An 11,350-nucleotide genomic window follows, 5' to 3' on the forward strand; every position below is an offset into this window, starting at 1 on the left:
GCGGCGAGCTGACCTGGGACAAGATCAAGAACTGCTTCTATGCCACCGCCGCCGCCAGCGCGATGATCTTCATGATCTTCGCCGGCGCCGACATGATGAACACCGCGCTGGCGCTCACGCAGGTGCCCGCGCAACTGGCCGCGCTGATCCAGGGCTGGAGCATCCCGCCGCTGATGGTGGTCACCGGCATCCTGCTGTTCTACGTGATCCTGGGCGCGGTGATGGACGAGCTGTCCATGATCCTGCTGACCATCCCGATCTTCTTCCCGGTGGTGATGGGCCTGGACTTCGGCATGGAGAAGGACCTGGTCGCCATCTGGTTCGGCGTGCTGGTGCTGATGACCGTGGGCTTCGGCCTGCTGGCGCCGCCGGTGGGCCTGAACGTGTACGTCGTCAACGGCATGGCCAAGGACGTGCCCATCGGCGAGAGCTACCGCGGTGTGCTGCCCTTCCTGTGCAGCGACATCATCCGCACCACGCTGCTGATCCTGTTCCCGCCGATCTCGCTGTGGCTGGTTCAGTTCGTAGGCTGACGAAGGGGTGATCGTGAGCAGCTGGCACATCGGCCTGATCGGCCATGGCGAGGTGGGCGGCATCTTTGCCGCGGGCCTGCGTCCGCAGGTGGCGTCTGTCGCTGCCTGGGACCTGAAGTTCGCGCAGCCGGCCGTGCGTGAGGCTGAACAGGCGCGCGCGCGGGCCGCTCATGTGCGCGCGTGCGAAGGCATGCAGGCGCTGTGCGAGGGCAGCAACCTGGTGATCTCGGCCGTCACCGCCTCCAACACGCTGGCGGTCGCCGAGGAGGCGGCGCGCCACCTGCGTCCGGGCACGCTGTTCCTGGATCTGAACTCTGCCTCGCCCGGCACCAAGCAGCAGGCGGCGGCGCTGGTGGATGCGCGCGGCGCGCACTACGTGGAGGCGGGCGTGATGACCTCCGTGCCGCCCTACGGCATCCGCGTGCCCATGCTCCTGGGCGGCGCCAAGGCGGCGGAACTGGCCGCCGTGCTGGCCGGCTGGGGCATGGATGCGAAGGCCGTGAGCGACCGCCTGGGCGTGGCCAGCGCCATCAAGATGAGCCGCAGCGTGATGATCAAGGGCCTGGAGGCGCTGGTCATCGAAAGCTACGCCACCGCGCGGGCCTATGGCGTGGATGACCACGTGCTGCCCACGCTGCAGGAGACCTTTCCCTCCATCGACTGGTCGCGCCAGGGCGCCTACTTCTTCAGCCGCGTCGTGCAGCATGGCAAGCGCCGCGCCGAGGAGATGCGCGAGGCCGCGCGCACCGTGCAGGAGGCCGGCTTCGATCCGCTCATGACGGCCGCCATCGCCGCGAAGCAGCAGTGGGTGGCCGACCAGGCCGCGGCCGGCGTCTTCCAGGGCCTCGCGAAGGACGCCGACTGGCAGGCCTACGCGGATCGGCTGCTCGCGGCGCGTCCGCGCGACTGAGCGCGCCCGCCCCAACTGCCGGCCGTCGCGCCGCCACCGGCCATGCTTTCCGTCCTTGCCATCACCGTCCCCATCTACCTGCTGGTGGCCGCGGGCTTCCTGACCACGCGTGCCGGGCTGTTCCAGCGGGCGGAGATGCGCGTCTTCGGCAAGTACGTGATCAACCTGGCGCTGCCGGCGCTGCTGTTCAACGCGCTGTCACAGCGCAGCGTGGCCGAGGTGCTGAACCCCGTGTTCATCGCCGCCTATGCGCTGGGCGCGCTGGTGGTCATGCTGGGCGGGGTGCTGTGGGCCACGCGGCTGCAGGGCCGGCGGCTCTCGGTCGCGGCGATCATGGGCATGGGCATGTCCTGCCCCAACAGCGGCTTCATCGGTTTTCCGCTGGTGGCGCAGACCTTCGGCCCGCAGGTGGCGGGCGTGGGGCTGGCGCTGGCCATGGTGGTGGAGAACTTCCTGCTCTTGCCGCTGGCGATGGCCCTGGCGGATGCAGACGCCGATGGCGCCGCGGCCGGCGCCACGCGCAGTGAGCGCATGCGCGCGGCCTTGCGCCAGTCCGTGATCGGCGTGGTGCGCAACCCGATGATCTGGGGCATCGCGCTCGGGTTCCTGTTCTCGCTGCTGGGGTGGAAGCTGCCGCTGCCGGTGGCGAAGGCGGTGGACCTGCTGGCCATGTCCTGCGCGGCAATCTCGCTGTTCGTGATCGGTGGCTCGCTGGTGGGCATCCAGGTCCAGGGCATGGCGCGTGACGTGCTGGCGGTGGCCTTCGGCAAGCTGGTGGCGCATCCGCTGGCCGTGCTCTGCGCGGTGGTGCTGTTGCCGGACATGCCACGGGACCTGCAGCTCACCGTGGTGCTGATGGCTGCCGTGCCCATGCTCGGCATCTATCCCATCCTGGCCCAGCGCCATGGCCACGACGGCATGGCCGCCGCCGCGCAGCTTGGCACCACAGTGGCGTCGTTCTTCACGCTGACGTCGCTGCTGTGGGTGATGCAGCGGATGGGGAGCTGAGCGCTCAGCAGACCGCAGGGATCGCCAGCAGCGGCGCCGCCCACCCGCCCACCCGCAGCAGTTCGCGGCGGGCGAGGCGGCGCGAGCGGGCGAGGGCGATCACGCCGGCGATCACGGCCATCTGCAGGGCGAGGTACACCCCCAGCGTCGCGCCGGACGACCACCCGTTGGCGGCGGCCCAGTGATCGACGAACCACTCTTCCACGAACACCGCCGCCAGGTAGGCGGCCGCGAGCGAGGCCCAGGTCGCAACGGGCAGCGCCGGGCGGGCCGGCACTGCCTCGCCCAGCTCGGGGCCGTACAGGCGGTCCAGCAGCGCGCGGCCGTTCTCGCCCGGGCGCAGCTCGACCCACTCGGACACCGCTCCGGCGAGGCGCGACCCCGCACGCCGCCAGGGATGCGATGACAAGGCATGGGCCAGCGGTGTGTGCCCGGCCACGACGCCCGCCACGCGGGCATGGTTGCCTTCGATGGTTGCGGCGGGCATGGGATCCGCGGCATCGGCAGGCGCCAGCACCATCGTCAGGTTGCCGCCATCGGCCGAGAGGCGCGTGTCGCAGATCGACAGGCCGTTGCGTCGCGCCAGGCAACCGAGCGACGCCGCATTGAAGCTGTACAGATGCGCCTCATGGAAGCTGCTGCGGGGCGACTGGCAGATGGCCTCCACGTTCGGCACCTCCACCACCAGGCGGCCACCCGGCCGCAACGCGCCGGCCAGCAGGCGCAGGGTGGCGCCGGGGTCCTCGGTGTGCTCCAGAACGTGCCAGATGGTGATGAGGTCGAACTGCTCGCCCGGCGCCAGCCGGTCCGCGAGGAAGCCCAGGCGGATGTCCAGCCCGTAGGTTTCAGCGGCGTAGCGGCCGTAGCCATTGTTCGGCTCGATGCCGGTGATGACATGGCCCAGCCGCTGCAGGAGGTAGGCGAACTCGCCGCCGCCGCTGCCGACATCCAGCACGCGCGGCCGTCCGGCCAGCCAGGGGCGGATCTTGGCCAGCCGGTCCAGCGCCACGCGCCCGGCGCGCAGCACGTGCTTGGGACGGGGCGTGAAGCTGCCCTTGTAGGCCACGCGGTAGTCGTCGGTGTAGAAGCTGCGCGCCTCGTGCGGCCGCGGGTCCGACCAGGCGAGGCCGCAGGCCTTGCAGGCCACGGTGCGCAGGGCCGCGCCGCTGCGGCTGCGCCGGGACAGCACGGAGACGGCATGACCGCCGCACAGGTTGCAGGGGATCAGGGACTGCGTGTCGTCGAGTGCGGCGTTCATGAGGGGATAGGGGGTCAGGTGGGCGGCGGCGCCGCGCAGTTTAGTCGCGTCACGCACGACCTGCGATGCACCTGCACCGCGCGCGGTCTTGCCGGCCTGCGCCGGCGCTCAGGCGTGCGCCACCGTCCGCGGTGCCGTCTGGCGGATCAGGTCCAGCGCCGCCTTCTGCACCGGTGTGGCGGGCCGCTGCAGGCTGGTGGCCAGCGACAGGCGGATGGTGAGCGGCTGCTCGCCGATGCGCTGCACCACGTAGGCCGAGGGCCGCGGCGTGTGCAGCAGCGCGTTGCGCGAGAGGATGGCGCAGCCGGCGCCGTCGAGCACCAGGTCCAGGATCGCCGACACGCCGTCGATCTCCAGCACCACGTTCGGCCGGCACCCGATGTCGGCCATCTCCGCCTCCACGTACATGCGCACCGCGTTGCCGCGCGTGGGGATCACCAGCGGCAGCCGCGCCACCTCGGCCAGCGTCACCGGGCCTGCTGGCGGATCCTCATGCAGGCCGGGCGGGCGGGCGCGCACCAGCACCAGCTCCTCCTCCAGCAGCGGCATCAGGTCCAGCTCCCGCGAGGGCTGGGCGTTGTAGAGGACGACGATGTCGAGCCGGCCGCTGGTCAGGCCCTCCTGCAGCGCGCTGGACAGGCCCTCGCTGATGGACAGGCGGGCCTCTGGCAGGGCCTCACGGAACGCCCGCGTGAGCGGTACCGTCATCGCGCGGGCCACGCTGCTGGGCAGGCCCAGGGCGACGCGGCCGGCCAGCCCGCCGCGCAGTCGGCCCAGGTCTTCGCGGGCCCGCTCCACCTGGTGCAGGATGCCGCGGCCATGATCGAGCAGCAGCTTGCCCGCCTCGGTGGGCACGGCGCCGCGGCCGTTGCGCACCAGCAGGGTCTGGCGCAGCTCCACCTCCAGCAGGCGCACCTGCCGGCTCAGGGCGGGCTGGGCCACGTCCAGCTCGATCGCCGCGCGCGTGAAGCTGCCGAGTTCGGCCACGCGCACGAAATATTCGAGCTGCTTGAGATCCATGTGAATTGAATAGCTACAGCTTCATTATGCCGAAGCGATATAGCTGCTAGTGGGGTCGCTGCCTTCCTCTCCTCAGGGGGCTCACCCAGAATCCGGCCCATGACGCTCCGAGGCATCTCTTCCATGGCCACGCGCCTGTTGCTCGTGGATCTGTGCGAGGCCTGGCAGGCCCGCGGTGGCGCGGCCGTGGCGATGGAATCCGTGGGCGGCGTCGACGCCGCGAAGCGCGTGGCCGCCGGCGAGGCGCTCGACGTGGTCGTGCTGGCCTCGGACGCCATCGACAAGCTCGCGGCGGCCGGCCATGTGCTCGCGGGCAGCCGGGTCGACCTGGTGCGCTCCGACGTGGCCATCGCCGTGCGCGCGGGTGCGCCGGCGCCCGATGTCTCGACGGAGGCCGCCTTGCGCCAGGTGGTGCTCGCGGCTCCCTCCATCGGCTACTCCACCGGCCCCAGCGGCACCGCGCTGCTGAAGCTGTTCGAGCGCTGGGGCATCGCCAGCGAAGTGCAAGCGCGCGTGGTGCAGGCGCCGCCCGGCGTACCCGTGGGCAGCATGGTGGCACGCGGCGACGTTGCCATCGGCTTCCAGCAGCGCAGCGAGCTGATCCACCTGGAAGGCATCGCCATCGTGGGCGGCATGCCGCCCGGCGCCGAGATCACCACCGTCTTTTCTGGCGCCGTGTGCGCCACCTCGCAGCAGCCCGGCACCGTGCGCGAGCTGCTCGCCTTCATGGCCGACCCCGCCACCGCCGACGCCAAGCGCCGGCAGGGCATGGCGCCGGCCTGAGCCCCCGCACTTTCCAAGAGAGACAACGCATGAGCCTGATCATCGATTGCCACGGCCACTACACCACGGCGCCCAAGGCGCTGGAAACCTGGCGCAACCAGCAGATCGCCGGCATCCAGAACCCCGCCGTCATGCCCAAGGCGGCGGACCTGAAGATCAGCGACGACGACATCCGCGAGACCATCGAGGCCAACCAGCTGCGCCTGATGAAGGAGCGCGGCAACGACCTCACGCTGTTCTCGCCGCGCGCCAGCTTCATGGCGCACCACATCGGCGACTTCAACGTCTCCAGCACCTGGGCCGCGATCTGCAACGAGCTGTGCTACCGCGTGTCGCAGCTCTTCCCGCAGAACTTCGTGCCGGTGGCGATGCTGCCTCAGTCGCCTGGCGTGGCGCCCGAGACCTGCATCCCCGAGCTGGTGAAGTGCGTGGAGCAGTACGGCTGTGTGGGCATCAACCTCAACCCCGACCCCTCGGGCGGCCACTGGACGAGCCCGCCGCTCACTGACAAGGCCTGGTACCCCATCTACGAGAAGATGGTGGAGTACGACATCCCGGCGATGATCCACGTCTCCACCTCGTGCAACGCCTGCTTCCACACCACGGGCGCGCACTACCTGAACGCGGACACCACGGCTTTCATGCAGTGCGTGCAGGGCGACCTGTTCAAGGACTTCCCCACGCTGCGCTTCCTCATCCCGCACGGCGGCGGCGCGGTGCCCTACCACTGGGGCCGCTTCCGCGGACTGGCGCAGGAGATGAAGCGTCCGCTGCTCGAGCATCACGTGCTGAACAACATCTTCTTCGACACCTGCGTGTACCACCAGCCGGGCATCGACCTGCTGAACACGGTGATCCCGGTGAAGAACGTGCTGTTCGCCAGCGAGATGATCGGCGCGGTGCGCGGCATCGACCCCACCACCGGCCACTACTACGACGACACCAAGCGCTACATCGACGCGTCGAAGATCCTGAGCGCGGAAGACAAGCACCAGATCTTCGAGGCCAACACGCGCCGCGTGTTCCCGCGCCTCGATGCGCTGCTGAAGAAGCAGGGGCGCTGAAGGGACCCTGGATTCCCGCCTTCGCGGGAATGACGAAACAAGGAGAACCCCCATGTACGAACTCGGCGTCGTCTATCGCAACATCCAGCGCGCGGATGCGTCCGTCGCGTCGGAGCTCGGCCGCCTCGGCTCCGCCACCGTCCACGAGGCCATGGGCCGCGTGGGCCTGCTCAAGCCCTACATGCGGCCCATCTACGCGGGCGCGCAGGTCTCGGGCACGGCGGTCACCGTGCTGCTGCATCCCGGCGACAACTGGATGATGCACGTGGTGGCCGAGCAGATCCGCCCCGGCGACATCGTCGTGGCCGCCATCACCGCCGAATGCACCGACGGCTACTTCGGCGACCTGCTGGCCACCTCGTTCCAGGCGCGCGGCGCGGTGGCGCTTGTCATCGACGCTGGCGTGCGCGACGTGAAGACCCTCACCGAGATGAAGTTCCCGGTGTGGAGCAAGGCCATCAGCAGCAAGGGCACGATCAAGGCGACGCTCGGCTCCGTGAACATCCCGGTGGTCTGCGCCGGCATGCTGGTGACGCCCGGCGACGTGATCGTGGCCGACGACGACGGCGTGGTCTGCGTGCCCGCGGCGATGGCGAAGAAGACGCTGGAGGCCGCCGCCGCGCGCGAGGCCAACGAAGGCGAGAAGCGCGCCAAGCTGGCCAGCGGTGTGCTGGGCCTGGACATGTACAAGATGCGTGAGCCGCTGGAGAGGGCGGGCCTGAAGTACATCGACTGAACAGACGAAACCGCGGCCTGAAGGCCGCGTCCTTGTGATGACCAAACCCACCACTGGCCCCTTCACCAAGACCCCCGGCTGGCTCGACTGGTACGCGGGCCCCAGCAAGCCGCGCTTCGTGCTGCCGGCCAACGCGGTCGATGCGCACTGTCACGTGTTCGGCCCGGGCGCCGACTTCCCCTACGCGCCGGAGCGCAAGTACACGCCCTGCGACGCGAGCTGGCAGCAGCTCTTTGCCTTGCGCGACCACCTGGGCTTCCACAAGAACGTGATCGTGCAGGCCACCTGCCACGGCGCGGACAACCGCGCGCTGGTGGATGCGCTGCAGCGCGCCGAAGGGCGTGCGCGCGGCGTCGCGACCGTCAAGCGCAGCGTGACCGATGCCGAGCTGCAGGCGCTGCATGCCGCTGGCGTGCGTGGCGTGCGCTTCAACTTCGTCAAGCGGCTGGTGGACTTCACGCCCAAGGACGAACTGATGGAGATCGCCGCGCGCATCGCTCCGCTGGGCTGGCATGTGGTGATCTACTTCGAGGCGGTGGATCTGCCCGAGCTGTGGGACTTCTTCACCGCGCTGCCGACCACGGTGGTGGTGGACCACATGGGCCGGCCCGACGTGACCAAGCCGGTCGACGGCCCCGAGTTCGGCCTGTTCCTGAAGTTCATGCGCGAGCATGACAACGTGTGGAGCAAGGTGAGCTGCCCCGAGCGCCTGTCGGTCGCCGGCCCGCGTGCCCTGGATGGCGAGCAGGCGGCCTACCGCGATGTCGTGCCGTTCGCTCGCAAGGTGGTGGAGACGTTCCCGGACCGCGTGCTGTGGGGCACCGACTGGCCGCATCCGAACCTGAAGGACCACATGCCCGACGACGGCCTGCTGGTGAACTTCATCCCGCACATCGCCGTCACGGCGGAGCTGCAGCGCAAGCTGCTGGTGGACAACCCGAATCGGCTGTACTGGCCGGAAGAGAGCCGCTGATGAACCTGCCGCAAGCCGCCCGCCGCGCAAGCGCGCTCGTCCTGCTGGCCGTGCTGGCTGGCTGCGGCACGAGCCACAAGCTGTCGGCTTCCCCCGAGCCGGTGTGCGCCTCGCTCGCCGGCATGAGCGTCCCCACCTCCGCCATCGGCCTCGTCAGCGGGCCGGCGAAGATCGATTCGGCGGTGCTGGTACCTGCCTCGGACCTGAAGGTCGCCGAGCGCGGCCCCACGCCCGCGGCGCGCATCACGCCCGCGCTGCCGCCGCACTGCAAGGTGCTGGGCCGCATCGCGCCGTGGAACGGCGACGCGCCCGACATCCACTTCCAGATCAATCTGCCGGTGCACTGGAACGGCCGCTCGGTGCAGTATGGCGGTGGCGGCTTCAACGGCGTGCTGATCAGCGGCCAGTCGCTGCTGCCGGCGCAGCGTTTCGACCGGCCCGCGCCGCTGGCCATGGGCTACGTCACCTACGGCACCGACTCGGGCCACCAGAACAAGCCGGGCGTCCCGCCGCAGGCGTTTGCCCTGCATCCGGAGGCGCTGGAGAACTTCGCCCACGCCTCGTACAAGAAGGTGCGTGACGTGGCGCTGGCCGTCATGATCGCGGCCTATGGCGAGCGGCCGAAGAAGCTGTACTTCGCCGGCAGCTCGGAAGGCGGCCGTGAAGGCCTGGTGATGGCGCAGCGCTACCCGCGCGACTTCGACGGCATCTTCAGTCGCGTGCCCGTGATCCACTGGACCGGGCTGCAGCACGCCGGCCTGCGCGACGGCCTGGCGCTGGTGGGCGAGGGCTGGCTGCCGCCGGCGCAGGTGAAGCGCGTGCACGACTACGTGCTGCAGTCCTGCGACGCCTCCGATGGCGTGGCGGATGGCCTGGTGTCCGACCCCGTGCGCTGCAAGGCGCGCCTGAACTTCAACACGCTGGCCTGCGGCACGGCCACCGGCAGCGATTGCCTGAACGCCGCCCAGGTCAAGGCGGTGCAGACGCTGCACACGCCGCTGGTGTTCGACTTCGAGCTGGCGAACGGCATCACGCGCTACCCGGGCCGCGGCCCGAGCGGTGAGGCCCTGCCGGCCAACGGCCCCACCGGAGGCTGGCAGGCCTGGTGGACGGGCAGCGCGGCGCCGGCCTTCCCGCCGGTGCAGGCCAACGGCATCGCCTGGTACTACGGCGCGGGTGCCATCCAGTACTTCTACGCGCAGGACCCCAAGCTCGACGTGCGGCAGTACGACCCGAAGAAGCACCTCGCGCGCATCCGTCAGGTCTCGGAGCTGATGGACGGCACCAATCCGGACCTGACGGAGTTCCACCAGCGCGGCGGCAAGATCATCCTGCTGGAGAACCTGGCCGACTACGCGCAGAGCCCGTATGCCGGCATCGCCTATCACCAGTCGGTGGTGCAGCGCATGGGCGCTGCGCGCACGGCCAGCTTCTTCAAGCTCTATACCGCGCCCGGCGTGGATCACGTGGGTACCGGCGGGCCGGCGAACGCCGACTTCTTCCAGGCGCTGGTGGACTGGGTCGAGAATGACCGCGCCCCCGCCGGCCTGACGCTGGTGGAGCAGGAGCCGCAGGCCCCCTTCGCGGTGAAGCGCTCGCGCCCGCTGTGCGAATGGCCGCAGTGGCCGCGCTACCGGCAGGGCGATGTGAACGCCGCTGGCAGCTTCACCTGCACCGACTGACCCGCAAGCCCCAAGGAGGAAACCATGCCCCTGGACAAGCCGTACATCGGCATCCCCGGCACCACGATCTTCGACGCCGACCAGAGCCGCAAGGGCTACTGGCTCAACCAGTTCTGCATGTCGCTCATGAAGGCCGAGAACCGCGAGCGCTTCAAGCGTGACGAGCGCGCCTACCTCGACGAATGGGCGATGACCGAGGAGCAGAAGCAGGCTGTGCTGGCACGCGACCTGAACCGCTGCATCGCCGCCGGCGGCAACATCTACTTCCTCGCCAAGATCGGCGCCACCGACGGCAAGAGCTTCCAGCAGATGGCCGGCTCCATGACCGGCATGAGCGAGGAGGAATACCGCAACATGATGATCGCGGGCGGCCGCGATCCCCAATGGGGAAGGAGCTAGCCCGATGGCACGCATCACCGCATCCGTCTACACCTCGCATGTGCCCGCCATCGGCGCGGCCATGGACCTCGGCAAGACCGAGGAGCCGTACTGGCAGAAGGTCTTCGCCGGCTATGACTACTCGCGCGGCTGGCTGAAGGAGAACACGCCCGATGTCGTGTTCCTGGTCTTCAACGACCACGCCACCGCCTTCAGCCTGGAGATGATCCCCACCTTCGCCATCGGCACCGCCGGGCACTACAAGGTGGCCGACGAGGGCTGGGGCCCGCGCCCCGTGCCCGACGTCGAAGGCCATCCGGAGCTGGCCGCGCACATCGCGCAGTCGGTGATCCAGCAGGACTTCGACCTCACCATCGTCAACCGCCTGGACGTGGACCACGGCCTCACCGTGCCGCTGTCCCTGATGTGCGGGCAGCCCAAGGCCTGGCCGTTCAAGGTGATCCCGTTCGCGGTGAACGTGGTGCAGTACCCCGTGCCCAGCGGCCGGCGCTGCTTCCAGCTCGGCCAGGCGATCCGCAAGGCCGTGGAGAGCTTCGACGACGACCTGAACGTGCAGATCTGGGGCACGGGCGGCATGAGCCACCAGCTGCAGGGCCCGCGCGCGGGCCTGATCAACCGCGAGTGGGACAACCGCTTCCTGGACCGCCTGATCGCCGAGCCCGAGGCGCTGTCGCAGGTGCCGCACATCGAGTACGTGCAGGAGGCTGGCAGCGAAGGCATCGAACTCGTGATGTGGCTGATCGCGCGCGGCGCGATGGCCGACGTGGCGGGCGGCGCGAAGCCGACCGTCAAGCACCGCTTCTACCATGTGCCGGCGTCCAACACCGCCGTCGGCCACCTCGTGATGGAGAACAACCTGTGAGCACTCCCCTGCGTATCGCGCTGGCCGGCGCCGGCGCCTTTGGCCAGAAGCACCTGGACGCCCTGAAGCTGATCGACGGCGTGCAGGTCACCTCCGTCATCGGCCGCGAGCTGGACAAGACC

General features: G+C 69.7%; 12 protein-coding genes and 1 pseudogene. 11 read left to right on the forward strand and 2 right to left on the reverse strand.

Annotation, left to right across the window (positions count from 1 at the left end; genetic code table 11):
- The 3 genes from ACE3T5_RS19180 to ACE3T5_RS19190 all read left to right on the forward strand — a co-directional run.
- The coding region (locus ACE3T5_RS19180) for a TRAP transporter large permease subunit (protein WP_374669710.1) at positions 1-533 on the forward strand (533 nt) is incomplete at its 5' end.
- Positions 534-546: 13 nt separating this feature from the next.
- The gene (locus ACE3T5_RS19185; RefSeq protein WP_374669711.1) at positions 547-1,443 is read left to right on the forward strand and encodes a DUF1932 domain-containing protein; all 897 of its coding nucleotides are present in this window, start codon (positions 547-549) and stop codon (positions 1,441-1,443) included.
- A gap of 42 nt (positions 1,444-1,485) precedes the next feature.
- Positions 1,486-2,451: an AEC family transporter gene (locus ACE3T5_RS19190; RefSeq protein ID WP_374669712.1), complete on the forward strand. Its 966-nt coding sequence runs from the start codon at positions 1,486-1,488 to the stop codon at positions 2,449-2,451.
- 4 nt (positions 2,452-2,455) lie between these two features.
- Here ACE3T5_RS19190 and ACE3T5_RS19195 read toward each other — a convergent pair whose 3' ends face one another.
- Together ACE3T5_RS19195 and ACE3T5_RS19200 are read right to left on the reverse strand one after the other, a co-directional pair.
- Positions 2,456-3,709: a methyltransferase domain-containing protein gene (locus ACE3T5_RS19195; protein ID WP_374669713.1), complete on the reverse strand. Its 1,254-nt coding sequence runs from the start codon at positions 3,707-3,709 to the stop codon at positions 2,456-2,458.
- 108 nt (positions 3,710-3,817) lie between these two features.
- Positions 3,818-4,729 (reverse strand): LysR substrate-binding domain-containing protein, encoded by a 912-nt coding sequence (locus ACE3T5_RS19200; RefSeq protein WP_374669714.1) that lies wholly within the window; start codon positions 4,727-4,729, stop codon positions 3,818-3,820.
- A 99-nt stretch (positions 4,730-4,828) separates the two neighbouring features.
- On the opposite strand from ACE3T5_RS19200, the gene ACE3T5_RS19205 reads away from it, so the two are divergent.
- The 8 genes and pseudogenes from ACE3T5_RS19205 to ACE3T5_RS19240 form a co-directional block, all read left to right on the forward strand.
- Positions 4,829-5,512, forward strand: a complete 684-nt coding sequence (locus ACE3T5_RS19205; RefSeq protein ID WP_374669715.1) for a substrate-binding domain-containing protein — start codon at positions 4,829-4,831, stop codon at positions 5,510-5,512.
- A 29-nt stretch (positions 5,513-5,541) separates the two neighbouring features.
- The gene (locus ACE3T5_RS19210; protein ID WP_374669716.1) at positions 5,542-6,576 is read left to right on the forward strand and encodes an amidohydrolase family protein; all 1,035 of its coding nucleotides are present in this window, start codon (positions 5,542-5,544) and stop codon (positions 6,574-6,576) included.
- A 52-nt stretch (positions 6,577-6,628) separates the two neighbouring features.
- A complete protein-coding gene (ligK, locus tag ACE3T5_RS19215) occupies positions 6,629-7,312 on the forward strand; it encodes a 4-carboxy-4-hydroxy-2-oxoadipate aldolase/oxaloacetate decarboxylase (protein WP_374669717.1) in 684 nt (227 codons plus the stop codon).
- 37 nt (positions 7,313-7,349) lie between these two features.
- A complete protein-coding gene (locus ACE3T5_RS19220; RefSeq protein ID WP_374669718.1) occupies positions 7,350-8,285 on the forward strand; it encodes an amidohydrolase family protein in 936 nt (311 codons plus the stop codon).
- Positions 8,285-9,967 (forward strand): tannase/feruloyl esterase family alpha/beta hydrolase, encoded by a 1,683-nt coding sequence (locus ACE3T5_RS19225; RefSeq protein WP_374669719.1) that lies wholly within the window; start codon positions 8,285-8,287, stop codon positions 9,965-9,967. The genes ACE3T5_RS19220 and ACE3T5_RS19225 overlap by 1 nt, the downstream gene beginning before the upstream one ends.
- A 24-nt stretch (positions 9,968-9,991) precedes the next feature.
- Positions 9,992-10,366, forward strand: coding sequence for a protocatechuate 4,5-dioxygenase subunit alpha (gene ligA / locus ACE3T5_RS19230; protein WP_374669720.1), 375 nt, complete (start codon positions 9,992-9,994; stop codon positions 10,364-10,366).
- Positions 10,367-10,370: 4 nt separating this feature from the next.
- Positions 10,371-11,228, forward strand: a complete 858-nt coding sequence (locus tag ACE3T5_RS19235) for a class III extradiol dioxygenase subunit beta (protein WP_374669721.1) — start codon at positions 10,371-10,373, stop codon at positions 11,226-11,228.
- 8 nt (positions 11,229-11,236) lie between these two features.
- Positions 11,237-11,350 (forward strand): annotated as a pseudogene (locus ACE3T5_RS19240) (oxidoreductase); the annotation flags it as partial.

Source organism: Ramlibacter sp. (assembly GCF_041916345.1).
Lineage (GTDB): Bacteria > Pseudomonadota > Gammaproteobacteria > Burkholderiales > Burkholderiaceae_C > Ramlibacter.